Source organism: Streptomyces sp. NPDC032721 (assembly GCF_055579625.1).
The window spans coordinates 260,454-284,190 of record NZ_JBVIMX010000002.1 but is presented as its reverse complement, the minus strand read 5'-3'; the positions used below and the strand labels follow the sequence as shown (position 1 = coordinate 284,190).

The 23,737-nt window shown below is 71.6% G+C and carries 19 protein-coding genes; 5 read left to right on the top strand and 14 right to left on the bottom strand.

Annotated elements, in window-relative coordinates; genetic code table 11:
• Window positions 1-23: 23 nt before the first annotated feature.
• Window positions 24-1,427: an MFS transporter gene (locus ACZ5PB_RS07440; RefSeq protein WP_468688914.1), complete on the top strand. Its 1,404-nt coding sequence runs from the start codon at window positions 24-26 to the stop codon at window positions 1,425-1,427.
• Between the two features lie 29 nt (window positions 1,428-1,456).
• On the opposite strand, the gene ACZ5PB_RS07435 is transcribed toward ACZ5PB_RS07440, so the two are convergent.
• From ACZ5PB_RS07435 to hrcA, 12 genes are all read right to left on the bottom strand, one after another.
• Window positions 1,457-2,893 carry a M1 family metallopeptidase gene (locus tag ACZ5PB_RS07435; RefSeq protein ID WP_468688646.1) on the bottom strand — a complete coding sequence of 479 codons (1,437 nt, stop codon included), beginning with the start codon at window positions 2,891-2,893 and terminating at the stop codon, window positions 1,457-1,459.
• A 61-nt stretch (window positions 2,894-2,954) separates the two neighbouring features.
• A complete protein-coding gene (locus ACZ5PB_RS07430) occupies window positions 2,955-3,860 on the bottom strand; it encodes a ribonuclease Z (protein ID WP_468688644.1) in 906 nt (301 codons plus the stop codon).
• A 14-nt stretch (window positions 3,861-3,874) separates the two neighbouring features.
• The gene (locus tag ACZ5PB_RS07425) at window positions 3,875-4,234 is read right to left on the bottom strand and encodes a histidine triad nucleotide-binding protein (RefSeq protein WP_468688643.1); all 360 of its coding nucleotides are present in this window, start codon (window positions 4,232-4,234) and stop codon (window positions 3,875-3,877) included.
• Window positions 4,235-4,285: 51 nt separating this feature from the next.
• On the bottom strand, window positions 4,286-5,425 hold the full coding sequence (locus ACZ5PB_RS07420) for a tetratricopeptide repeat protein (RefSeq protein WP_468688641.1): 1,140 nt from the start codon (window positions 5,423-5,425) through the stop codon (window positions 4,286-4,288).
• On the bottom strand, window positions 5,422-6,756 hold the full coding sequence (locus ACZ5PB_RS07415) for an ATP-binding protein (protein WP_468688639.1): 1,335 nt from the start codon (window positions 6,754-6,756) through the stop codon (window positions 5,422-5,424). The genes ACZ5PB_RS07420 and ACZ5PB_RS07415 overlap by 4 nt, the downstream gene beginning before the upstream one ends.
• A gap of 74 nt (window positions 6,757-6,830) precedes the next feature.
• Window positions 6,831-7,784, bottom strand: coding sequence for an ATP-binding protein (locus ACZ5PB_RS07410; protein ID WP_468688638.1), 954 nt, complete (start codon window positions 7,782-7,784; stop codon window positions 6,831-6,833).
• A gap of 271 nt (window positions 7,785-8,055) precedes the next feature.
• Window positions 8,056-8,742, bottom strand: coding sequence for a hypothetical protein (locus ACZ5PB_RS07405; protein ID WP_468688637.1), 687 nt, complete (start codon window positions 8,740-8,742; stop codon window positions 8,056-8,058).
• Between the two features lie 114 nt (window positions 8,743-8,856).
• On the bottom strand, window positions 8,857-9,249 hold the full coding sequence (locus ACZ5PB_RS07400; RefSeq protein WP_468688635.1) for a VOC family protein: 393 nt from the start codon (window positions 9,247-9,249) through the stop codon (window positions 8,857-8,859).
• 65 nt (window positions 9,250-9,314) lie between these two features.
• Window positions 9,315-10,058 carry a 16S rRNA (uracil(1498)-N(3))-methyltransferase gene (locus ACZ5PB_RS07395; protein ID WP_468688634.1) on the bottom strand — a complete coding sequence of 248 codons (744 nt, stop codon included), beginning with the start codon at window positions 10,056-10,058 and terminating at the stop codon, window positions 9,315-9,317.
• The gene (locus ACZ5PB_RS07390) at window positions 10,055-11,155 is read right to left on the bottom strand and encodes a nitronate monooxygenase (protein WP_468688632.1); all 1,101 of its coding nucleotides are present in this window, start codon (window positions 11,153-11,155) and stop codon (window positions 10,055-10,057) included. The genes ACZ5PB_RS07395 and ACZ5PB_RS07390 overlap by 4 nt, the downstream gene beginning before the upstream one ends.
• A 225-nt stretch (window positions 11,156-11,380) precedes the next feature.
• On the bottom strand, window positions 11,381-12,520 hold the full coding sequence (gene dnaJ / locus ACZ5PB_RS07385) for a molecular chaperone DnaJ (protein WP_468688630.1): 1,140 nt from the start codon (window positions 12,518-12,520) through the stop codon (window positions 11,381-11,383).
• A complete protein-coding gene (gene hrcA / locus ACZ5PB_RS07380) occupies window positions 12,521-13,537 on the bottom strand; it encodes a heat-inducible transcriptional repressor HrcA (protein WP_399439408.1) in 1,017 nt (338 codons plus the stop codon).
• A 173-nt stretch (window positions 13,538-13,710) separates the two neighbouring features.
• Between hrcA and ACZ5PB_RS07375 the strand changes: the two genes are divergently transcribed.
• The gene (locus ACZ5PB_RS07375; RefSeq protein WP_468688628.1) at window positions 13,711-14,451 is read left to right on the top strand and encodes an MBL fold metallo-hydrolase; all 741 of its coding nucleotides are present in this window, start codon (window positions 13,711-13,713) and stop codon (window positions 14,449-14,451) included.
• 77 nt (window positions 14,452-14,528) lie between these two features.
• On the top strand, window positions 14,529-15,353 hold the full coding sequence (locus tag ACZ5PB_RS07370; protein ID WP_468688626.1) for a DUF3097 domain-containing protein: 825 nt from the start codon (window positions 14,529-14,531) through the stop codon (window positions 15,351-15,353).
• A gap of 136 nt (window positions 15,354-15,489) precedes the next feature.
• Here ACZ5PB_RS07370 and hemW read toward each other — a convergent pair whose 3' ends face one another.
• Both hemW and ACZ5PB_RS07360 read right to left on the bottom strand, forming a co-directional pair.
• Window positions 15,490-16,722: a radical SAM family heme chaperone HemW gene (gene hemW, locus ACZ5PB_RS07365; RefSeq protein WP_468688625.1), complete on the bottom strand. Its 1,233-nt coding sequence runs from the start codon at window positions 16,720-16,722 to the stop codon at window positions 15,490-15,492.
• A gap of 96 nt (window positions 16,723-16,818) precedes the next feature.
• On the bottom strand, window positions 16,819-18,768 hold the full coding sequence (locus ACZ5PB_RS07360) for a SpoIIE family protein phosphatase (protein WP_468688623.1): 1,950 nt from the start codon (window positions 18,766-18,768) through the stop codon (window positions 16,819-16,821).
• A gap of 257 nt (window positions 18,769-19,025) precedes the next feature.
• On the opposite strand from ACZ5PB_RS07360, the gene ACZ5PB_RS07355 reads away from it, so the two are divergent.
• Together ACZ5PB_RS07355 and ACZ5PB_RS07350 are read left to right on the top strand one after the other, a co-directional pair.
• Window positions 19,026-23,126: a HAMP domain-containing protein gene (locus tag ACZ5PB_RS07355; RefSeq protein ID WP_468688912.1), complete on the top strand. Its 4,101-nt coding sequence runs from the start codon at window positions 19,026-19,028 to the stop codon at window positions 23,124-23,126.
• Window positions 23,116-23,709, top strand: coding sequence for a response regulator (locus ACZ5PB_RS07350; RefSeq protein WP_468688621.1), 594 nt, complete (start codon window positions 23,116-23,118; stop codon window positions 23,707-23,709). Before ACZ5PB_RS07355 ends, ACZ5PB_RS07350 begins: the two co-directional genes overlap by 11 nt.
• Window positions 23,710-23,737: the final 28 nt, after the last annotated feature.

The following is a 23,737-nucleotide window of genomic DNA, read 5'->3' as shown; positions in this document are numbered from 1 at the left end:
CCGTGTTCTCGCGCTCTCGCGCTCTGTCGGCGCGCCCTCGCGCCCTGTGGCCGCTCGTCGCCGTCTTCACCTCCGGTTACCTCGCCTCGTACCTGCTGCCGACCCTGGTCGGTCGGCTCGGTTCCGGCCTCGGCCTCTCCCCCGCGGGTGCGGGCCTGGTCGGCAGCACACTGCTGCTGTGCTCGGCCACGGCCGGTTTCACCCTGGCGTCCCGGGTACAGCACATCGGCCCGCGCAGGGCGGCCCGCACCGGCCTGCTGCTGATGCTGCTGGGGTACGGCTGCGCGGCCCTGGCCTCCACCGTCCCCACCGTCGTCGCGGGCGCCGCGCTGGGCGGACTGGGTTCCGGTACGGCGACGGCGGTCGCGGCCGCCGGGATCGCCACCGCCACCGACCCGCACCGGGCGTCCGTACTGGGCCTGCTGAGCGTGTCGGCGACGGCGGGCGCGCTCTATCTGTCGGTGCCGCACCTGGACGGCGGCCACCGCCCGCCGTTCGTGGCGCTCGCGCTGATCGCGGCACTGGTGTGGCCGGCCGCCGGGCGGCTCGACAGTGCCCGGTCCTCGGCCTGCGCCTCCGTACCGCAGGCGCCTCTTGAGGTGCTCGGGGCCGCCGCCGCGCACCCGTCCCGGCTGCCGCACCTGCGGTCCGGTCTGGTGCTGGCCGCCGCGATGCTCTGCTGGTCGCTCTGCCAGAACGCGCTGTGGGGAGTCAGCAACCGCATAGGCACCGTGCAGGCGGGCCTGTCCGAGGTGACGGTCGGCGCGGTCTTCGCCGCAGGACTCGGGGCCGGTCTGGTCGGAGTGACCGTGGCCGGTGCGCTCGGGTCGCGGCTGGGGCGGGCGATTCCGGTCGGCGGCGGCACGGTGGCCATCGCCCTGTGCATCGCGGCGAGTTCGTCGGCGAGCGGCCTGACGTCCTTCGCGTCGGGCGAGATCCTGTGGAACGCGGTCTACCCGGTCGTCCTGTCGTACCTGATCGGGCTCGCCGCCTCGATGGACCCGCGCGGCCGGTGGGCGGTGTTCGCCGGTTCGGCGTCGTCACTGGGGGTGGCCTGTGGCCCCGTGGTGGGCAGTCTGCTGTCCGCGTGGGCGGGGTTCCCGGTGATGGGGCTGGTGCTGGGCGGCGTCCTGCTGCTGACCGCGCTGCCGATGACGGCGGTCGCACTGCACACCGGCGGGCGTCCGCTGGTGGCGGGGGCGGTACGCCGCAGGGGCGGCGCCGCGGCGGCGGTCCTCGCGGGCACGACGGGCGCGCCGGCCGGTCAGGTACCGCAGGTGGGGGCCGCGGAGCAGGAGGTCGCGGAGATCTCCGTACGGCCGCTCACCCGGCGGGTGCGCTCGCCGTTCGCCCGCTCCGCCCCGCGCCCCGCGCGCGTGGCGCAGGTGCGGGGTGCGGAGCGGGAGCGGACCGGGGCCGACGTCTGAGCCGGACTCCCCCTTGGGCGGTGGATCCGTCAGAGGATCCGGTGCTGCTTCCAGAACGGTCCGAGGTCCTTCGTGGTGGCCGCCTGAGCGGCGCGCTTGAAGTCCTGGAGGGTGGACACGCCCTGCCAGTGGTCGCGGACGTAACGGCGCAGCATGGCGGCCATCGCGGGGCTGCCGATGACGCGTTCCAGGTCGTGCAGGGCGCAGGAGCCGCGGCGGTAGATCGTCTGCGACCACTCGTTGCGGCGTCCTTCCGCGAAGTAGCCCATGGTGCGGGTGAGGGCGGCGGTGTCGCTGGGCCAGGGGCCGAGGGCGCTCCAGCAGTCGCGGGTGTCGTCGCGGTAGTACAGCTGGTTCGCGTACTGCGCGAAGCCCTCGTCCAGCCAGGGCTCGGTGAACTGGTCGTTGCCGACGATGCCGTACCACCACTGGTGGGCCAGTTCGTGCACCACGGCCGACCCGTCCTCCTCGGTCCACAGCAGGACGAGGCCGGAGTGCTCCATACCGCCGACGGTGTCGAGGTTGTCGCTCATCACGAGGTCGACCTCGCCGTGCGGGTAGCGGCCGAAGCGGCGGCCGAACTCGTCGATGGAGCCGGAGCCGTCCCTGAAGGCGGCTTCGACGCCCTTGAGCGGGGTCGTGGCGGTCCAGTAGCCGTGCAGCCTGACGCCGCCGGGCGAGGTCACGGTCCTGGTCAGGAAGGGGCCTGCCGCCCAGGCGAAGTCCCGTACCCCCTTGGCCGTGTTCGTGGCTACGGTGCGGCCGGGGGCGCCCGCGCGGCGGGTGGTGGTGCCCGTCGCGGGGACCTTGAGCGCCGTGGGGTGGTCGAGCACCACCCGGAAGTCCCCGGTCAGGGTGTAGAAGCTCTCGCCGAAGCCGACGTCGGGGTCGAGGTGGCGGCCCTTGGCGTCCTGCACCGACAGCACGGGCAGGGCGTTGCCGATGAAGCGGTGCGCGCCGTCCCTGCCGAAGCGGTGGATCCGGTCGGGCACGGTGATGGCGACGTCGAAGGACACGCTCGCCCGGGCCCCGTACGGCACCGGCTCGTCCAGGTCGATCCGCAGCGCGGAACAGGCGACGGCGAGCGGCTGCGGGGTGCCGCCGGTGACGCGGCCCACGGTGACCGGGGAGGGCCTGGCAGGGGTGCCGCATCCGTCCTCGGGGTGGCCGTTGCCCCACAGCCGTACGTCGACGAAGCGCAGCGGCGTCCGTGCGGCGTTGCGGAACGAGATCTTCTGGCGGCCCTTCCAGTGCGAGCCGTCGGCGTCGCTGCGCAGGGTGACGTCGTAGGACGGCCGGTCGGGGGTCCGCCGGTCGGGGGTCGCGGCGGACCGCGCGGGCCCTGCCGGGGCCTGAGCCGCCGCCTTCGTGGGGGCGGGATTCTGTGCTGCCGCGGCCTGTGGGGCGAGCAGCAGGGCGGCCGACAGCACGAGCAGCAGCGGACGCCAACGCCTGATCGAGGTCATGACAAAGCAGGCTAGGGCGAGGAGGCGCCCGGACGAGGAAGTTCCGGGCGCCCGGGCCCGGTCACAGCCGCTTGGGCACCGGCACCCGCATCAGATCGTCCGCGACCGTCAGCTCGCCCTCGAAACCGGCCGCACGGGCCTGCCGCTCGAACTCCTCGGGCTCGCTGTAGCGCTGCGAGAAGTGCGTGAGGACCAGGTGCCGTACGCCCGCGTCACGGGCCGCCCGGGCCGCCTGGCCCGCGGTGAGGTGGCCGTGGTCCTGCGCGAGGCGGACGTCCTCGTCGAGGAACGTCGACTCGATGACGAGCATGTCGCACCCCTCGGCGAGCGCGTGCACCCCGTCGCACAGCCGGGTGTCCATGACGAAGGCGAAGCGCTGCCCGCGCTTCTCCTCGCTGACGTCGAGCAGGTCCACGCCGTTCAGGGATCCCTCCCGCTGGAGGCGGCCGACATCGGGCCCCTTGATGCCGTGCTCGGCCAGCTTCTCCGGCAGCATGCGCCGGCTGTCGGGCTCGACGAGCCGGTAGCCGTAACTCTCCACCGGGTGCGACAGCTTGTGCGTCTCCAGGGTGTACGCGCGCGTGGTGGCGAGTGTCCCGTCGGCGGCGACCGGCGCCTCGGTCAGCCGCACCGTCTCCCGGTAGGCGGTCGCGTGCCGCAGCCGGTCGAAGAAGTGCTGCCCGCTGGCCGGGTAGTGCGCGGTGACCGGGTGCGGCACCTGGTCGAGGTTGATGCGCTGGATGACTCCGGCGAGACCCAGCGAGTGGTCACCGTGGAAGTGCGTGACACAGATCCGGTTGATGTCGTGCGCGGCGACCCCGGCGCGCAGCATCTGGCGCTGGGTGCCCTCGCCGGGGTCGAAGAGGATGCCCTCGGCATCCCAGCGCAGGAGGTAACCGTTGTGGTTGCGACGGCGGGTGGGAACCTGGCTGGCGGTGCCGAGGACGACGAGTTCGCGTGCGGACACGGGGTGCGCCGGGCCTATCCGGGCGGCCAGTTGAGGCCCCGGCCGCCCAGCACGTGGGCGTGCGCGTGGAAGACCGTCTGTCCGGCACCGGCACCGGTGTTGAGGATGACGCGGTAGCCGCTCTCGGCGATGCCCTCGTCGAAGGCGACCTCTCCGGCCTCGCGCAGCACGTCCGCCGCGATCAGCGGTTCGGCGGCGGCCAGTGAGGCGCCGTCCGGGTGGTGCACCTTGGGGATGACCAGGACGTGCGTGGGCGCCTGCGGGTTGATGTCGCGGAAGGCGAGCGTGGTCTCGCTCTCGCGCACGATCGTCGCCGGGATCTCCTTGGCTACGATCTTGCAGAACAGGCAGTCGGCCTGCGCTTCACCTGCCATGTCGGGCTCCTCGTCGCTGCGTTGATCGGATACCGCGCATGGTATCCGCTGCTATCCGCCGGACCGCTGCGACGGCTGACCGGTGCCCTGTCGCAGTGGCTGCGCCCACAGCGCGCGCTCCTTCTCCCGCTGGACCCGAATTGCGGCCCGCTCGAACCACACGGTGAGCAGGGTGGGCACCAGCGCCGCCCAGAACAGCACCTGCGGCACCAGCCGCTCGGTCCACGGCACGGCCACCACCACGACCGCGCAGAGCATGCACCACAGGGCCTGCCCGAACGCCACCCGCGCCCAGAAGTCCGTCGCCAGCAGCGCCCGTACGGAGAGCCGGGCGCCCGCCCGCATCCCCCGGTAGCGCCGCCACGCGCCGAACGCCCAGACCGCGGCCATCACCCCCAGCGCGTACATCCGCGTCCCGGGGTGCGCGGGCAGCTCGGAAGGTCCGCCGCCGGGGAACAGGCGTCCGGTGACCCCGGCGATCGCCACACACAGCAGGGCCAGCCAGCGGGTGCCGCGCAGCATCCGGTAGACGGCGCTCTCCAGGCCCCTGCGCAGCCCGTCGCTGGCGGGGACTGCGGCCAGGGCGTCGGCGTACGCGTCGGCCATGTCGGGGAGCTTCGCGTCCGGTGCGGCGGCCGCCGTGTTCGCCCGTACCGTGTGCGCCCAGCGGCACTGCGGATCGATCGCGAGCGCGGCGGCGACGGCCTGTGCCGCCACGTCCTGCCTGCCCAGCAGGTACGCGGCCGTCCACAGCGCGTGGTGCGCCTCGGTCTCCTCGGGCCCCAGCCGTACCGCCGCCAGCGCGACGTCGTACGCCTCCTGCCGGGCCTCCTCGGGGTATTGCAGCGCCTCGGACAGGGCGACGTGGGCCGCCCAGTGCTGCGGGTGCGCGTGGACGGCGAGGCGCCCGGCGTGCTGCGCCTCGGGGCGGCGGCCGAGGATGCACATCAGCCGCTGGCGCAGGATCAGTGCGCCCAGTCCCTCGGGGTCGTGCGCGAGGGACTGGTCGAGTGCGTACTCGGCCCCGGCGAGGTCGGCCGTGCCGGAGAGGTGGCAGCGGGCCAGGTGCACCCAGGCGGCGGCGTCACCGGGGTCCTCGGCGAGGCGTGCGGCGAGCAGCGGCCGGGCCTCCTCGGGGCGCCCGAGGTCGAGGAGTGCCTCCGCCTTTGCGGTGAGTTGGGGCCCGGTCACAGCTTCTTCTTCCGCTTCAGGTACGCGAGCAGGTCGTCGTACGTGCCGCCGTCGTTGGCGAACATCGCGACATTGCGCGCGGCCGCGAACCAGGGGTCGGTGGAGGGCCGGATCTGTCGTACGGCGCCCAGCAGGTCCTTCGTGTTGATCATGCGGATGGTGCCGGTGCGCGCCGAGTCGAGCAGTGCGGTCTCGGACGCGCTCTCGCAGACGTACGCGAGGTCGGCGCCGGAGAACCCGTCGGTCGCCTTGACCAGTTTGCCCAGGTCGACGGCTTCGATGGGCCGGTCCTTGAGGTGGTGGCGCAGGATCGCCTCACGGGCCGGTCCGTCGGGCGGCAGTACCAGGAGGGTGCGGTCCAGCCGGCCGGGTCTGCGCAGGGCGAGGTCCACGTCCCAGGGGACGTTGGTGGCGGCGAGAACGAAAACACCTTCGTTGTTGTCCTCGACGCCGTCCAGTTCCATCAGGAGCTGATTGACGGCGTTGCGCAGCCCACTGTGGTGCGAGCGGCTGCGCTTGGCACCCAGGGCGTCCAGTTCGTCGAGGAAGACGACACAGGGGGCCTTGCGGCGGGCCGCCCGGAACACTTCGTGAATGTTCCGCTCGGACTGTCCGATGTACATGTCGAGCACGTCGCTGAGCGACACGGACATGAAGGAAGCGCCCAACTCCCCCGCCACCGCCCGTGCGATGAAGGTCTTGCCGCAACCGGGCGGCCCGTACAGCAGCAGTCCGCCGCGCAGACTCTTGCCGAACAGTTTGCGCAGTTCGGGATTGCGCATCGGCGCCAGGAAGGCGGCTTCCAGGCGGTCCTTGACCTCCTGCATGCCGCCGACGTCGGCGAGCCGGAGACCGCCGGGCGCTTCGACGTCGTACGCCTGGGCGTCGCCCGGGTCACCGCCGCCGTCGGCCGCGAGGGGCAGTTCCGTGGCGCTCGGCCCGGGCTCGCTGTCCTGGGCCGTACTGTCCGGGGCCGTGCTGTCCGGGGTCGCGAAGCGGGGCGGGATGACCTCGCCGACCTCCTGGGCGGCGGCCTGCCAGTCGAACCCTGCGGGCGGCGGCGGCAGTTGACCGTGCGCGGCCACCGGAGCAGGAGGGAGGTGCGGGGCGGCGGTCGGCGTCGCCGCCCCTCCCATGGCCCGTGCCATGAGTTCCCTCGCCTGTGTGTCCCCGGGTGCGTGCGTCAGCGCCACGGCCGCCTCGGCGACCGCCGCGTTCCCCAGCCCGGCGTCGAGCAGCAGTTGGGCCAGATGCAGTCGCAGGGGTACGTCGTCGGGGGCGGCCGCGACGGCCGCGCGCAGGCTGTGGATCAGGGGTGACTCGTCGGACATGCCGCCACCCTACGAAGGCCCCCCGGCCACCCGCCTACGCGGGTCCCGCCGCGCCACCCCGGCCCGGCCCGCCCCTAGGGCCTGCCCAGCCCCTCCAGCAGCAGTTGCCCGTACTCGCGGTGGGCCAGCGGCAGCCGGTAGCCGCCGTCCTCCGGCAGCACCACCGACGCGTCGATCAGCGCGGCCAGTTCGCCGTCGCCCGCGAACACCGTCCGCACCTGTTCGGCGGTGAAGGTCCCGGCGAACGCCGAGAGACGCGCCCACAGCAGCCGCTCCGCCCGCCCGCACAGGTCGTGGCTCCAGGCGATGGCCCGCAGCAGGGTGCTGTGCCGGGCGGGCTGCTTGGGACCGTGTATCAACACTCCGAACCGCGCCCCCGGCTCGCACAGACTGCCGTACAGCTGCTGCGGGGTGGCCGTCCTGCCGAGCGAGCGGGCGGCGAGCAGCACGCTCAGCGGGTCGCCGTCGAGGCGTTCGGCGAGCAGCCTGGTCCAGAAGACGGGCAGGTCGACACCGTGCATCGCGGCCTTCTCACGGAGGAGTTCGACGGTCTGCTCGCGCGAGAGGGGCCGCAGCGGGATGCGCTGCTCGTCGGGCACCCCGATCGGGGTGCGGCTGGTCACCAGGATCTGCAGGCCGGGGCACGCGTCGTGCAGCCGGCCCACCAGATAGGCGCAGCCCGCCCTGACGTGTTCGCAGGTGTCCAGTACGAGCAGCCCGCGCCGCCCGGCCAGCAGCCGCAGCACCGCCTCCATGGGATCGGTGCCGCTGCCGGGCGCCGTCCCGGCGTGCAGGGCGGCGGCGACGGTCTGCGGGACCAGGGCGGCGTCCGCGCAGTCGGAGAGGTCGGCACGGTGGACGGGGAGGTCCGTGACGGCCTCGGCGACGCGGGCCGCGAGGTGCGACTTGCCGACCCCGGCGGGACCGGTGAGGGTCAGCAGCCGGGTCTCGGCGAGCAGTTCGCGGAGTTCACCGAGGGCGGGCTCGTGGGGGATACGGGGAACGGGGAGGCCGTATGCGGGAGGCATGCGCCCACTGTGACCGGGCACGGCCCCGCCGCGCGCCCCTGCGGGCCGGAGATCCGTACACCTAATTCCCCAGGTGGGGGCTACGTAGGTATGTGCTGCCGTACGCACGGGTACGGCAGTGCTACGAACACCGCCCCGAGGGCCCCCGGATTACTGCCCACCCCTCGGGCCCCGCGAACCCCGCAACGGCGCCTTTCGTCAACTCCCCATAGTAGGAGGGCAGTCCGGCACTGTGTGGGCAGTCGGTCACGGAGAGGGCTGTCGGCGGGGATCATTTCTCCGGGTGGCAACTGCACGTGGGTTCAGGAGAGCGGGACGGGGGCGGGGGTGGCGGGTCGGCGGTCACCGTGACCGTGACAGTGGGGTGCGGCCGGGGGCCGCCGGTGGGCGGCTCCGGGTCCCGGGTGGGTGTCGGCGGACGCCAGGTGGGCGGCGGGTCCCAGGTGGGCGGGGGCTTCCAGGTGGGGCGGGTGGTGGGCTTCTGCGGAGGGGCCGAAGTGGGCCTGTCCGTACGGGCGTCGCAGTCGCCCAGGACGTTGGCCCGGAACACGGTGCGGTCCGCCACCCGGGCGGTCAGGTCGCCCCGTACGCACCGCCCGTCGCGCTCCTCGGTGACCTTGCCCTCGATGCTGATCTCCCGGCCGTCCTTGGTCTGGCCCTCGCAGGCGACGGTGGCGACGTTGCGCACCGTGGGGCGGGGCCGCGGGGTGCCGCCGGGCAGGGCGGTGACCCTGCCGTTCTCGCCGACGGTGGAGGTGCAGGTCATCCAGTTGACGTCTACACCGACTCGCTCCAACGCGCGCGTGCCGGTCTGGTCGGTGGTCAGTGCCACCGCGAACGAACTCAACCCGCCGGCCGTGCCGCCGGGCTCGCATGCCGCGACTCCCGCGACCGCCCCGGTGGCCACACCGATCGCCGCGAGGGTGCGCCGGTACCGTAATCGCCTCAATGCCCCCATGACAGGCAGCCTGCCACCGGCCGCCCCCGGCGAACAGTCCGGTTGCGGCCACTGTGCGCCGCTGTGCGCCTTCTCGGGGCAGGCGCGGGGGCCGGTGGCGGGTCGGGTGCGGGTTCAGCCGCCGAGGAGCAGCCACTCCTGGAGTTCCACCAGGTTGCCCTCGGGGTCCTTGAGGTGGGCGGCCCGCATGCGTTCGGTCATCACCGCCGGGCCGTGCACCAGCACCGCACCCCGCCCGGTGATCTCCGCGCAGTACCGGTCGAGGTCGTCGACCCGCAGCACCACGAACGACCGGTGCCCCGCCGGGTCCTGGGCCAGCTCCCCCAGCAGCCCGGCCATCATCGCCCGGTCCTGCAAGGCGATCCCGGCGGACCCCACCGACAGCGAGAACTTCTCGTAGGGGCCGTTCTCGAACCCCGACTGGGGTTTCAGCCCGAGCACTTCACCGTAGAAGCGGTAGCAGGCGGCGAAGTCGGACACCAGCAGCCGTACTTGTGCGAGTTCCATGACTCTCTCTTCCTGGTCGAAGCCCCCTGTGAGGATGCCCCCGCCGGTCCGCCGGCCACCGTCCTTCAGGACCACCGTCCGGTGCGCCCCAGCAGCAGTGCGGTGGCCGCTGTTCCCGCCGTGGACGTACGGAGCACACTGCGGCCCAACCGGTACGGTTGCGCCCCCGCCGCCGCGAACACCGCGAGCTCCTCGGGCGAGACCCCGCCCTCCGGCCCGACGACCAGCACGATGTCACCCGCCCCGGGAAGCTCCGCCACAGCGAGGGCGCCGCTGTCGGCGTCCCGGTCCTCGTGGAGGACGGCGGCGAAGTCAGCGGTGGCCAGAAGTGCCCCCACCTGCTTGGTGCTCATCAGGTCGGCGACCTCGGGGAAGCGGAGCCTGCGCGACTGCTTCCCGGCCTCGCGGGCGGTGGCCCGCCACTTGGCGAGGGATTTCGCCCCCCGCTCGCCCTTCCACTGGGTGATGCAGCGTGCCGCCTGCCACGGCACGACGGCGTCCACCCCGGTCTCGGTCATCGTCTCGACGGCCAGTTCCCCCCGGTCGCCCTTCGGCAGTGCCTGGACGACGGTGATGCGCGGCCGGGGCTCGTCCTCGACGAGGGTCCCGGTCACCTTCACGACGAGCCGGTCCTTGCCCTCCGCGGCCACCACGACGGCCTGGGCGCCGTTGCCGAGGCCGTCGGCGAGCACGACGTCCTCACCGGCCCGCAGCCGCCGCACGGACACCGCGTGACGCCCCTCGGGGCCCTCCAGCACGAACTCGCCGCCCTGCGGCACGTTCTCCACCACGAACACCGGCGCCGTCATGACGTCGACCTCCTCAAAGCCATCTCCGTCCACGCCGAGTCCGCCTCCGCGCCCAGCACCTGCACGAGCCGCCCGGCGGGCAGGTCCCTCGCCAGCCGGTGCCCCTGTCCCGCCCACAGCGCCATCCCCTGGGCGTCGCCCACGCGCGCGGCGGCCCTGCGCAGGCCCGCCGTCATGAAGTGCACCTCGGGGTACGCGGACGGCGCGTACGGGCCGTGCTCGCGCATGAAACGGTTGACCAGTCCGCGCGCGGGCCGCCCGGAGAACGCGCGCGTGAGTTCCGTCCGTACGAACAAAGGGTTCTTCAGCGCCTGCTTGTGCATCGCGTGCGCACCCGACTCCGGGCACGCCAGGAACGCCGTCCCGAGCTGCGCCGCGTCCGCTCCCGCGGCTCGTACGGCGGCGATCTGCGCACCGCGCATCAGCCCGCCCGCGGCGATCACCGGCAGCTGTACGGTCTCGCGGACCTGCGTCACCAGGGACAGCAGCCCGAGCCCGCTGCTGCCGTCGGTCTGCGGGTCGTCCCGGTGGGTGCCCTGGTGGCCGCCCGCCTCGATGCCCTGGACGCACACCGCGTCCGCACCGGCCCACTCGGCGGCCTGCGCCTCTTCGGGAGTGGTCACGGTGACCACCGTGTAAGTGCCCGCATGGGCGAGGGCGTCGAGTTCGTCCCGGGAGGGGCAGCCGAAGGTGAAGGAGACCACCGGCACCGGATCGTCCACCAGGAGCGCCAGTTTGGCCTCGTAGCCGTCGTCGGTGCCGCGCCGGTCGTCCTGCTCGTCGATCGGCGTCTCGTACCAGGCGCTCTCACTGGTGAGCTGCTGCCGGTAGAGGTCGAGGGCGGCCGGGTCACCGGCGGGCTGCGGCATGAACAGGTTGACCCCGAAGGGCTTGGCCGTCAGCGCGCGCAGCTGCTTGATCTCCTCGTACATCCCGTCGGCGGTCTTGTACCCCGCGGCGAGGAAACCGAGCCCACCGGCATCGGAGACCGCACCGGCCAGCTCGGGGCGGGAGACCCCGCCGGCCATGGGCGCAGCGACGATTCCACGCCGGCACAACTCCGCGAGCGCGGGAACCGCCCTGGACGTAACAGACATGCCCGCATAGTTTCACGCGACGGCCGACCCGCCGAATCGAAAACGAGCGGGACCGGACCACCAGGTCCGGCCCCACTCCGTTCGATTCGTCCCAGGCACCCGGGGCCACCCGGCCCCGAACCTCAGGTCCGCCCGTTGAACGCGTCCTTCAGCCGCGAGAACAGCCCCTGCTGTCCCGGCTGACCCCATCCCCCGGGGGACAACCCCCGGACCCCCGGCCGTACCTCAGGTCCGCCCGTTAAAGGCATCCTTCAACCGCGAGAACAGCCCCTGCTGTCCCGGCTGGAACTGCCCCTGGGGGCGCTCCTCGCCGCGCAGCTTCGCCAGCTGGCGCAGCAGGTCCTCCTGCTGCTGGTCCAGCTTGGTCGGGGTGAGCACCTCGACGTGCACGATCAGGTCGCCCCGGCCGCCGCCCCGCAGGTGCGTGACACCGCGCCCGTGCAGCGGCACCGACTGGCCCGACTGCGTACCCGGACGAATGTCGATCTCCTCGACCCCGTCGAGCGTCTCCAACGGCACCTTGGTGCCGAGCGCGCCCGCCGTCATCGGGATGGTCACCGTGCAGTGCAGATCGTCGCCGCGCCGCTGGAACGTCGGGTGCGGCAGCTCGTGGATCTCCACGTACAGGTCACCGGCGGGGCCGCCGCCGGGGCCGACCTCGCCCTCGCCCGCGAGCTGGATCCGGGTGCCGTTGTCGACACCGGCCGGGATCTTCACGGTGAGCGTGCGACGCGACCGTACGCGGCCGTCACCGGCGCACTCCGGGCACGGCGTGGGCACGACCGTGCCGAACCCCTGGCACTGCGGGCAGGGCCGCGAGGTCATGACCTGGCCGAGGAACGACCGGGTGACCTGCGAGACCTCACCGCGACCGCGACACATGTCACAGGTCTGCGCGGAGGTGCCGGGGGCCGCGCCCTCGCCACTGCAGGTCGTGCACACCACAGCGGTGTCGACCTGGATCTCCTTGGTGGTGCCGAAGGCCGCCTCGTTGAGGTCGATCTCCAGACGGATCATGGCGTCCTGGCCCCGGCGGGTCCGCGAGCGCGGTCCGCGCTGCGAGGCCGTGCCGAAGAAGGCATCCATGATGTCGGAGAAGTTCCCGAAACCGCCCTGGCCGAAGCCACCGGCCCCGCCACCGCCCGAAGCGGACAGCGGGTCGCCGCCGAGGTCGTAGACCTGCTTCTTCTGCGGGTCCGACAACACCTCGTAGGCGGCGTTGATCTCCTTGAAGCGCTCCTGGGTCTTCGGGTCCGGATTCACGTCCGGGTGAAGCTCACGAGCAAGACGCCTGAACGCCTTCTTGATTTCGTCCTGGGAAGCGTCGCGGCGCACGCCGAGTACGGCGTAGTAGTCCGTGGCCACTTACGACTCCGCCAGGATCTGTCCGACGTAACGTGCCACTGCGCGTACCGCTCCCATCGTTCCGGGGTAGTCCATGCGGGTCGGTCCGACCACGCCTAGTTTGGCGACTGCCTCGTCGCCCGAACCGTAGCCGACTGCGACCACGGACGTAGAACTGAGTCCTTCATGGGCGTTCTCGTGCCCGATACGTACGGTCATACCGGACTCGGTCGCCTCACCGAGCAGCTTCAGCAGAACCACCTGCTCCTCCAGCGCCTCCAGTACGGGGCGGATGGTGAGCGGGAAGTCATGGCCGAAGCGTGTGAGATTGGCGGTGCCGCCGATCATCAGCCGCTCTTCCGTCTCCTCCACGAGCGTCTCCAGAAGAGTCGCGAGAACCGTCGAAACGGTTCCCCTGTCCTCCGGGTCGAACGACTCGGGAAGCTCCTGCACCAACTGCGGCACATCGGCGAAACGACGGCCCACGACACGGCTGTTGAGCCGCGCCCGCAGATCCGCCAGTGACGTCTCGCCGAACGGCGCCGGGCAGTCGATCATCCGCTGCTCGACCCGCCCCGTGTCGGTGATCAGCACCAGCATCAGCCGCGCGGGGGCAAGTGAGAGCAATTCCACGTGCCGCACCGTGGAACGCGTCAGGGACGGGTACTGGACGACCGCCACCTGCCGGGTCAGCTGCGCGAGCAGCCGCACCGTACGGGCGACGACGTCGTCGAGGTCGAGGGAGGCGTCCAGGAAGTTCTGGATGGCCCGCCGCTCCGGTGTCGACAGGGGCTTGACCCCCGCCAGCCGGTCGACGAAAAGCCGGTAGCCCTTGTCGGTGGGGATGCGCCCGGCGCTGGTGTGCGGCTGGGCGATGAACCCCTCGTCCTCCAGGGCCGCCATGTCGTTGCGGACGGTGGCCGGGGACACACCGAGCTGGTGGCGCTCGGTGAGGGCCTTGGAGCCGACGGGCTCCTCCGTGCCGACATAGTCCTGGACGATGGCGCGCAGCACTTCAAGTCTGCGTTCACTGAGCATCGCGCACACCTCCAAGCCGTGTTGTTCCCTGGTGCAGGTCGGTCATGGGGGGGCATGTTCCCCGCTGCCCTGCCTGGCACTCCCCCTGCACGAGTGCCAGCGTTTCCCCGGGCCAGTGTACGGCGGCGGGGTGCCGACCGAACAAGGGCGGCTGCTCACGCTAGCGTCACGGTATGGACTTGCGATGGGAAGAGCTGGGCGCTGATACGGGCTGGGAAAGTCTCGCTCCGGGTGTCGCCAGGCGCCGGCTGCCGGGCTGGGACGCCACTGTCGGCCTGGTGGCAGGGGCCCACGGGGCACTGCTGTACGACACCGGTTCGTCGCTGCGCGAGGGCGCGGAACTGCGGATGCAGGCCGAGGTGCTGCTGGGCCGCAGAGTGACGCACATCGCGCTCAGCCATCCGCACTTCGACCACGTACTGGGGACGGGCGTCTTCGCGGGCGTGGAGGTCCTCGCCGCCGCCGGCATGGACATCCTGCTCACCACGGAGCGCGAGTCGATCGCCACGGACGCGGCACGGCAGGGGGTGGAGCACGGCGCCGCCATCGAAGCCGCCGAGCTCCTGGCCGCCCCGCAGCACCTCGTCTCCGACGAGCGCACCCTCGACCTGGGCGGCGGCCGCAGCGTCCTGTTCGCCAACCTGGGCCCCGCACACAGCGGGCACGACCTGGTGGCCCTCGTACCGGGCCTGGAGGGCGGCCCCGAGGTGGTCTTCTGCGGCGACCTCGTCGAGGAGTCCGGCGAACCCCAGGCGGGCCCCGACGCCGTCCCGGCGCGCTGGCCCGCCGCCCTGGACCTGCTGCTCGCCCTGGGCGGCGAGAGCGCCGTGTACGTCCCCGGCCACGGCGCCACGGTGAACGCCGCTTTCCTCCGCGCCCAACGCGACGCCCTGGCGGAGCGTTTCCCCGCCTGACTTCACCGCCCAGCTTCACCCCCTGGCTGCGCCCCATCGGGAACACCCGCGCCGCGCCCCCCTGTAGCGTTCGGCAAATGCGCAGCTACAGCCCGGACTTCACCCCGCCCTGGAAGAAGTCCACGCCCGCCCCCGAACTCCCCGCCGAGACCGACCTGGTGGTCGAGGAGGTCTCCACCGGCTTCTGCGGTGCGGTGATGCGCACCGAGAAGACCGCCGAGGGCCCCACCGTCACCCTTGAGGACCGCTTCGGCAAGCACCGGGTGTTCCCGATGACCCCGGCCGGCTTCCTTTACGAGGGCAAGCCGGTCACCCTGGTCCGGCCCACGGCGGCCACGGCCCCGGCCCGGCCCACCCGTACCGCCTCCGGCTCCGTCGCCGTCACGCACGCGCGCGCACGCGTGGCGCGAGCGGGCCGCATCTACGTGGAGGGCCGGCACGACGCCGAACTGGTGGAACGCGTCTGGGGCGACGACCTGCGCATCGAGGGCGTCGTCGTCGAATATCTGGAGGGCATCGACGACCTCCCCGCGATCGTCGCCGGGTTCGCCCCCGCCCCGGACGCCAGGCTCGGCGTGCTGGTCGACCACCTGGTGCCCGGCTCCAAGGAGTCCCGCATCGCCGCCTCGGTGACGGACGCGAACGTCCTGGTCGCCGGACACCCGTACATCGACGTGTGGGAGGCCGTGAAGCCCTCCTCGGTGGGCATCCCCGCCTGGCCGGTGGTCCCGCGCGGCCAGGACTGGAAGACGGGCGTGTGCCGCGCCCTGGGCTGGCCGGAGAACACGGGCGCGGCCTGGCAGCACATCCTGGGCAAGGTCCACTCGTACCGCGACCTGCAGCCCGAACTGCTCGGCCGGGTCGAGGAACTGATCGACTTCGTGACGGCACCCGCCGAATAACCGAAGAGACGGAAGCAAGGGAAGAGACCGGACAAGAGGCAGGCGGACCAGCACCCTGGTCCGCCGCCCGCCCGGCCCCTCTCCGCCCGCCCGACACTCTCCGCCCGTTCGGCCCCCTCCGCCCGCCCGGGCCCGCTCAGTCCACCAGGTCCCGCACCACCGCGTCCGCCAGCAGCCGCCCGCGCAGCGTCAGCACCGCACGCCCCTGCGCGTAAGGACCGTCCTCCAGGAGCCCGCCCCTTACCGCCTTCTCGGCGGCGGCCAGTCCCGCCGGTTTCAGCAGCGACAGTTCGCAGCCCTCCACCAGCCGCAGTTCCAGCAGGATCCGTTCCACCCGCCGGTCCTCCTGCGACAGCACCTCGCGCCCGGCGCCCGGGGAGCGCCCGTCGCCCAGGGCCTGTGCGTAGGCGCCCGGGTGCTTCACGTTCCACCAGCGCACCCCGCCGACGTGACTGTGCGCACCGGGGCCCGCACCCCACCAGTCGGCGCCGCGCCAGTACAGCTCGTTGTGCAGACAGCGGCCCGCCTCGGAGGTGGCCCAGTTGGACACCTCGTACCAGGAGAAACCGGCGGCCGACAGGGCCTGCTCGGTCATCAGGTAGCGGTCCGCGTGCACGTCGTCGTCGGTCATCGGGACCTCGCCGCGCCGGATCCGCCGGGCCAGCTGGGTGCCCTCCTCGACGATCAGCGCGTACGCACTGACGTGGTCGGGGCCCGCCCCGACGGCCGCGTCCAGGGAGGCCTGCCAGTCGGCGTCGGACTCCCCCGGGGTGCCGTAGATCAGGTCCAGGTTCACATGGTCGAACCCGGCGGCCCGCGCCTCCGCGACGCACTCCTCGGGGCGGCCCGGGGTGTGCGTACGGTCCAGGATCTTCAGTACGTGCGGCCGCGCGCTCTGCATGCCGAACGACACCCGGTTGAAGCCGCCCTCGCGCAGCTCCGACAGATACGCCGGATCCACCGACTCCGGATTGGCCTCCGTGGTGACCTCGCAGTCGTCCGCGAGGCCGAACTCCTCGCGGATCGCCCCCAGCATCCGTACGAGATCGGCGGCGGGGAGCAGCGTGGGAGTGCCCCCGCCGACGAACACGGTCCGCACCGGCCGCGGGTCGTCGCCCAGGACCTTGCGCGCGAGGCGCACTTCCTCCACGAGGGTCGCCGCGTAGTTGTCGCGGGAGGCGAGCGCACCGCCCGAGCCGCGCAGCTCGGTCGCCGTATAAGTGTTGAAGTCGCAGTACCCGCAGCGAGTCGCGCAGTACGGAACGTGCAGATAGAACCCGAGGGGCCGCTCCCCCGCCCCCCGCAACGCGTCGGGAGGCAGCGCCCCGTCCTCGGGCATGGGCTCACCGTCAGGCAGTACAGAAGGCATGAACCCCATTGTCCGCCCTCGGGCGGAAAGCTCCGGCCACCTCGCCCCCGGCCAGGAGCGGCCGCCCCGACCGGCCCACCCCGGCCGGTCGCTCCGCTACTCCGCCCGCAGCACCAGCAGCGCCAGGTCGTCGTCCGGCGGCTCGGCGGCGAAGGCGTGCACCGTCCGGGTGATCCGCTCCACGACCCCCTGTGCGGACAGCCCCACGCACCCGGACAGGACCTTCGCCAGGCCGTCCCCGTCGTCGAACATCACCCGCCCGTTGCGCCGCTCCGTCACCCCGTCGGTGACGCTCAGCAGGGCCTCCCCGGACTGGAGCACGAACGTCTCGCTGTCGTACGCCGCGTCGTCCAGCACTCCGAGCAGCACCCCCGGCTGTCCGGCCACCCGTACGTCGCCGTCGGGACGCAGCACCAGTGGAAGCGGGTGTCCGGCGCTGGAGACCGTGCAGCGCACCCCGCCGCCGTCCGGCAGCGGCTCCAGCTCGCCGTACAGCATCGACAGGAACCGCGCCTGCGGGCCCTCGGGGAGCTCCTGGCCGCCCGCCGCGGCGACCAGCCTGGCCGCGGCGTCCGCCGCTTCGGTCGCGTCATCGAGCAGCAGCCGGTTCAGCCGGTCGAGGACCTCGGAGACCTGGTAGCCCTCGCGCGCCAGCAGCCGCAGCCAGGGGCGCACCAGGCCGGTGACCACTGCCGCCTCGGGGCCGTTCCCCTGTACGTCGCCCAGGGCGAAGCACCAGCGGCCGTCCGCCGCGTGGAAGATGTCGTAGAAGTCGCCGCCGGCCAGGCCCTCGCCCCGGGGCTGGCAGACGAGGGCGCTGGTCATGCCGGGGATGTCCGCGACCCGGCTGGGCAGCAGGGCCCGCTGCAGCACGTGCGAGATGGTGGCCTGCTGGGTGTAGCGGCGGGCCGCGCCCACCGCAAGCGCCACCCGGCGGACGAAGTCCTCGATCAGGCCGGTCACCTCGTCGGGGATGCGCACCATCCCGGCCCGCCCCAGCATCAGGACGCCGACCCGGCGCCCGCCCACCACCATCCGGCAGGCGACCACCGCTCCGGCGCCGCCGAAGATCTCCCCGGCGGCGGGCCAGGGCAGCGACACGGGGCCGCCGCGCGCCGAGTCCGGCAGCCGGGGCGGTTCCTTCTCCAGCAGGGTGCGCAGTTCCTCCATGCAGGCCTCGCGCGCGTGCCAGACCCTGGCGAGCCGGGGTTCCGCCGCCGGACCCCCGCCCTCCGGGTCGAGCCACACCGCGCACCAGTCGGCGAGCCGGGGCACCAGGAGCTGTGCCGCCAGCGCCACCACCATGTCCTGGTCGAACTGTCCGGCCAGCAGGTCGGAGGCCTCGGCGAGGAACGACAGGGCACCCCGGTTGATCCAGTCCGGGTCCTCGTCGCGGGCGGACCGCCGGGGCAGCGGGGCGAGGAGCTCGGCGGTGCGCAGCCCGCGCTGGAGGGCCCGCTCGGAGGCGAGCACGGCACGGCCGGGGAAGGTCCCGTCCGCCTCGGCGGACGCCTGCTGCCAGCTGTCGACGACGAGCGCGGCCCAGACGGTCTTGAGTCCGGTGCGGTAGGTGACGCCCCAGCTCTCGGCGAGCCCGGCTACCAGGTGCAGCCCGCGTCCGTACTCCGGGGCGCCGTTTCTCTCGCGGCGCTGCGGCTGGTTGTGCACCACCCGGGAGGGGTGGTGGTCGGAGACCTCGACGACGAGGACCACGGAGTCGCCCTGCGCACCGCGCTGCCCGGCGTTCTGCTCGATCCGGCACAGCAGCTCGACGGTGGTGCCGGCGTGCACGACGGCGTTGGTGACGAGTTCGTTGACGACGAGGGCCGCGTCGTCGGCGAGCCGTCCCACGACGCCCTCGTCGTCGGGCAGCAGGGAGGTACCCGACCAGTCGGCGACGGCCGCGCGGACGAACTTCCGTGCGGCGGAGGGCGCGAGTGGATTGCCGGGCAGGCTGGTGCGGGCCTCGGACTGGATCTCGTACCTCCCGGCCTGCGGGGCGATCTCGCGGGCGCCTTCGTCCCGCTGTGTCGGAATGAGTGTCACGGTGCGGCTCCTGACGGGTTGTCGCAATGCGCCGCTTACGACAACCACAGGGTGACAGACTGAGCCCGCCCATAAGCACCGAGTCACTGAAGTGGGCCTCAATGAACGAAGATCGTGCCATTCCACGCCCCGGGGCCCGCTTCCACGCCCGCACCGGCATCCTCGCCGACGTCCGGCCGGGAGACCCTCCCGCCGACGACGGGCATCCCGGCGACGGCTGGGTGCACACCTCCGAACTCCGTCCCCTGCTCGCCGCGATGACCTCGCTGCGGGACGGGGACTTCCGGGTACGGCTGTCCGAGAGCCATGCGGGTACGGCGGGCGAACTCACCGCCGTCTTCAACCAGATCGCCGACCGCAAGGAGCACTTCGGGGCCGAACTGGCGCGCGTGCGCCGAGAAGTCGTCCGGCACGGCAGGCTCGACGAGCGGCTGACCGTGAGCCCGGGCCAGGGCGGCTGGGCCTCCAACATCAACAGTACGAACGCACTTCTCGACGCCCTCGTGGTGCCCGCCGCCAACGCCACGCGCGTGCTGGACGCGGTCGCGGGCGGCGACCTCACCCAACGGGTCGACCTGCACGACGGGAACCGGCAGCTGCACGGCGATCTGCGCCGCCTCGGCCGGGCCGTCAACAAGATGGTCGATCAGCTTTCGCTCTTCACGGGTGAAGTGACCCGGGTGGCTCGCGAGGTCGGCACCGAGGGGCGGCTCGGCGGCCGGGCCAAGGTGCAGGGACTCTCGGGAAGTTGGCGGGACGTCACGGAGGCCGTCAATACGATGGCGTCCCGGCTGACCGACCAGGTCCGCGACATCGCGGCGGTCACGACGGCGGTGGCGCGCGGCGACCTGACCCGTACGGTCACGGTGGAGGCGACCGGTGAACTCCTCGAACTGAAGCTGACCGTCAACACGATGGTCGACCAGCTCTCCGCCTTCGCCGACGAAGTCACCCGCGTCGCCCGCGAAGTCGGCACGGTCGGCCAGCTGGGCGGCCGCGCCCAGGTCCGGGGTGTCAGCGGGGTCTGGAAGGACCTCACCGACAACGTCAACTTCATGGCGTCCAACCTGACCTCCCAGGTCCGCAACATCGCCCAGGTCACCACCGCCGTCGCCAACGGCGACCTGTCGCAGAAGATCACCGTCGACGCCCAGGGCGAGATCCTGGAGCTGAAGTCGACGATCAACACGATGGTCGACCAGCTCTCCGCCTTCGCCGACGAAGTCACCCGCGTCGCCCGCGAAGTCGGCACCGAGGGAAACCTCGGCGGCAGGGCACAGGTCCGAGGTGTTTCCGGCGTCTGGAAGGACCTCACCGAGAACGTCAACTTCATGGCGGACAACCTCACTTCCCAGGTCCGCAACATCGCACTCGTCTCCACGGCGGTCGCCCAGGGAGACCTCGGCAAGAAGATCACTGTCGAGGCGAAGGGCGAGATCCTGGAGCTGAAGTCGACGATCAACACGATGGTCGACCAGCTCTCCGCCTTCGCCGACGAAGTCACCCGCGTCGCCCGCGAAGTCGGCACCGAGGGAAACCTCGGCGGCCAGGCACAGGTCCGAGGTGTTTCCGGCGTCTGGAAGGACCTCACCGACAACGTCAACTTCATGGCGTCCAACCTGACGTCCCAGGTCCGCAACATCGCCCAGGTCACCACCGCCGTAGCCAACGGCGACCTGTCCAAGAAGATCACCGTCGACGCGCGCGGGGAGATCCTGGAGCTCAAGGACACCGTCAACACGATGGTGGAACAGCTCCGCGCCTTCGCCGACGAAGTGACCCGTGTCGCCCGCGAGGTCGGCACCGACGGACGGCTCGGCGGCCGCGCCCAGGTCCTGGGCGTCAGTGGCGTCTGGAAGGACCTCACCGACAACGTCAACTACATGGCCGACAACCTGACCTCTCAGGTCCGCAACATCGCGCAGGTCGCCACCGCCGTCGCCCAGGGCGACCTGTCCAAGAAGATCGATGTCGACGCGCGCGGCGAGATCCTGGAACTCAAGACCACCATCAACACCATGGTGGACACCCTGTCGTCGTTCTCCTCGGAGGTGACCCGCGTCGCCCGCGAAGTCGGCTCCGAGGGCCAGCTCGGCGGCCAGGCCCGGGTCGAGGGCGTGTACGGCACCTGGAAACGCCTCACCACCAACGTCAACGAACTCGCCCTGAACCTCACCACCCAGGTCCGTGCGATCGCCGAAGTGGCCTCCGCCGTCGCCCAGGGCGACATGTCCCGCTCGATCACCGTCGAAACCCGCGGCGAGGTCTCCGAACTCAAGGACAACATCAACCTGATGGTGTCCAACCTCCGCGAGACCACCCGCGCCAAGGACTGGCTGGAGTCCAACCTCGCCCGCCTCGCCGGCCTGATGCAGGGCCACCGCGACCTGATGGAGGTCGCCGACCTCATCCTGCGCGAACTGACCCCACTGGTGAATGCCCAGTTCGGCGCGTTCTTCCTGGCCGACCCGGACACCGACGGCACCCCCTCGCACACCACCAACGTGACGATGCCGCAGCGCGGCCTCGCCTTCATCGCCGGCTACGGATCCGCACAGGGCGCCACCGTCGACACCCACGGCATGCCCGGCCACGGCCTGGTCCGCCAGGCGGCCCTGGAGAAGAAGCGCATCCTCGTCGAGGAGGCCCCGCCGGACTACATCAAGATCAACTCAGGTCTGGGTGAAGCGGCCCCCGCGAGCGTCGTCATCATCCCGATCCTCTTCGAGGACAAACTGCTCGGCGTGATCGAGCTGGCGTCCTTCTCCCGCTTCTCCGACGTCCACCTGGCCTTCTTCGACCAGTTCGTGAACACCATCGGCGTCGCGATCAACACCATCATCGCCAACTCCCGTACGGAGTCGCTCCTCAGCGAATCCCAGCGGCTCGCCATCCAGCTCCAGGACCGCTCCAACGAACTCCAGCGCCAACAGGCCGAACTCCAGCGCTCCAACGCCGAACTGGAGGAAAAGGCCGCCCTGCTCGCCACGTCCTCCCAGTACAAGTCGGAGTTCCTGGCGAACATGTCGCACGAGCTGCGCACCCCGCTCAACTCCCTGCTCATCCTGGCCCGGCTGCTCTCCGACAACCCGGACGGTCATCTCTCCGACCAGGAGGTCCAGTTCGCGACGACCATCCACCGCTCGGGTTCCGACCTGCTCCAGCTGATCAACGACATCCTCGACCTGTCCAAGATCGAGGCCGGCCGGATGGACGTACGGCCCAAGAAACTCCCGCTCATCAAACTTCTCGACTACGTCCACGCGACCTTCCGGCCGGTCACCCTCGACCGGGGACTGGCCTTCGAGGTGGCGGTCGGCGAGAACGTGCCGCGCGAAGTGTTCTCCGACGAACAGCGACTTCAGCAGATCCTGCGCAACCTGCTGTCCAACGCCATCAAGTTCACCTCCACCGGGCGCGTCGAACTCCACGTCAGCTGGATCTCCGACCCGGAGAGCACCCTCCTGAAGAACACCCACGACGTGGTCGCCTTCGCCGTCTCCGACACCGGCATCGGCATCGCCCCGGAAAAACTTCCCGTCATCTTCGAGGCGTTCCAGCAGGCGGACGGCACCACCAACCGCAAGTACGGCGGCACCGGACTCGGCCTGTCCATCAGCCGGGAGATCGCCGGACTGCTGGGCGGCCGCATCATCGCCGAGAGCGAGCCGGGGCAGGGCTCGACTTTCACGCTGTACGTACCCGTGCGCTACCCCGGGCACATCGACACCGAACAGCTCACCCACCAGGCACCCCCGCGTGCCCTCGCCATGACCCCGTCCGAACGGCTGTCGGCCAACCATGTGACCCTGCCCGACCAGGACAACGACTGGCCCACCACCACCAAGCTGGACGAGTGGAAGTCCGGCCGCGCCGGCGCCGTGCTCCCCGGCCGCCGTGTCCTGATCGTCGACGACGACATCCGCAACGTGTTCGCCCTGACACATGTACTGGGCCGGGTGGGAATGCCGGTGCTGTACGCGGAGAACGGCCGGGAGGGCATCGAGATGCTGGAGCGCAACCCCGACGTCGAACTGGTCCTGATGGACATCATGATGCCCGAGATGGACGGTTACGAGACCATCGAGGCCATCCGCAACACTCCCCGCTGGACCGACCTGCCGATCGTCGCCCTCACCGCGAAGGCGATGCCGGGTGACCGGGAGAAGTCGATCGCGCAGGGAGCCAATGAGTACGTGCCGAAACCGGTGGACGTGGACCGGCTGCTCTCCGTCGTCTGTTCCGTTCTCGACCCGGAAGGGGAACCGGTGGGAACGGCCGAACCGGACCGGGAGGAATGCGCGTCACAAGGTTTTGTCACCCCGGCAGTTCCAGGAGTTGTGGACAATGACCACTGAGCCACCGAGAACAGCGCACAGCGACCACGCCAGCATCCTGCTCGTGGACGACATGGAGGACAACCTCATCGCTCTGGAGGCGGTACTCGGCGCCCTCAACGAGCCCCTGGTGCGGGCCCGTTCGGGCGAGGAGGCGATGAAGGCGCTGCTGCGGCAGAAGTTCGCCGTTGTACTCCTGGACGTCCGGATGCCCGGCATGGACGGCTTCGAGACCGCCTCCAACATCAAGCGCCTCGATCAGACCAAAGACATTCCGATCATTTTCCTGACCGGCACGGAGGGCGATTCCGGCTACGCCTTCAGGGGCTACGCGACGGGCGCGGCCGACTTCCTGACGAAGCCGTTCGATCCCTGGGTCCTGCGCGCCAAGGTCAACGTATTCCTTGAACTCCACAGGAAGAACCGGCAACTTGAGCGAATGCTCAATCAGGAACGGCAGCAGTACGGGCTGCTCGCCGCACAGTTGACGGAGATCGAGGAGCAGGTCGCCAGGGACAGCCCGGCCGAGGACTCACTGCTGAAGGAGCGAGTGGCCCGGATACGGGAAACCCTGACGGAGATGCGCCGCGGCCACTCCCTGTGAGGACCGCGGCACTCCACCGTGCCGTGAT

What these genes read in the sequence shown, in the direction of transcription:
- ACZ5PB_RS07370 (WP_468688626.1), top strand. Translation starts at nt 14,529, where the DNA reads ATGCGCAGCTACAGCCCGGACTTCACCCCGCCCTGGAAGAAGTCCACG.
- ACZ5PB_RS07395 (WP_468688634.1), bottom strand. Translation starts at nt 10,058, where the DNA reads ATGACGGCGCCGGTGTTCGTGGTGGAGAACGTGCCGCAGGGCGGCGAG.
- ACZ5PB_RS07390 (WP_468688632.1), bottom strand. Translation starts at nt 11,155, where the DNA reads ATGTCTGTTACGTCCAGGGCGGTTCCCGCGCTCGCGGAGTTGTGCCGG.
- ACZ5PB_RS07350 (WP_468688621.1), top strand. Translation starts at nt 23,116, where the DNA reads ATGACCACTGAGCCACCGAGAACAGCGCACAGCGACCACGCCAGCATC.
- ACZ5PB_RS07425 (WP_468688643.1), bottom strand. Translation starts at nt 4,234, where the DNA reads ATGGCAGGTGAAGCGCAGGCCGACTGCCTGTTCTGCAAGATCGTAGCC.
- hemW (WP_468688625.1), bottom strand. Translation starts at nt 16,722, where the DNA reads ATGCCTTCTGTACTGCCTGACGGTGAGCCCATGCCCGAGGACGGGGCG.
- ACZ5PB_RS07405 (WP_468688637.1), bottom strand. Translation starts at nt 8,742, where the DNA reads ATGGGGGCATTGAGGCGATTACGGTACCGGCGCACCCTCGCGGCGATC.
- ACZ5PB_RS07410 (WP_468688638.1), bottom strand. Translation starts at nt 7,784, where the DNA reads ATGCCTCCCGCATACGGCCTCCCCGTTCCCCGTATCCCCCACGAGCCC.
- hrcA (WP_399439408.1), bottom strand. Translation starts at nt 13,537, where the DNA reads ATGCTCAGTGAACGCAGACTTGAAGTGCTGCGCGCCATCGTCCAGGAC.
- ACZ5PB_RS07415 (WP_468688639.1), bottom strand. Translation starts at nt 6,756, where the DNA reads ATGTCCGACGAGTCACCCCTGATCCACAGCCTGCGCGCGGCCGTCGCG.
- ACZ5PB_RS07355 (WP_468688912.1), top strand. Translation starts at nt 19,026, where the DNA reads ATGACCTCGCTGCGGGACGGGGACTTCCGGGTACGGCTGTCCGAGAGC.
- ACZ5PB_RS07375 (WP_468688628.1), top strand. Translation starts at nt 13,711, where the DNA reads ATGGACTTGCGATGGGAAGAGCTGGGCGCTGATACGGGCTGGGAAAGT.
- ACZ5PB_RS07435 (WP_468688646.1), bottom strand. Translation starts at nt 2,893, where the DNA reads ATGACCTCGATCAGGCGTTGGCGTCCGCTGCTGCTCGTGCTGTCGGCC.
- ACZ5PB_RS07400 (WP_468688635.1), bottom strand. Translation starts at nt 9,249, where the DNA reads ATGGAACTCGCACAAGTACGGCTGCTGGTGTCCGACTTCGCCGCCTGC.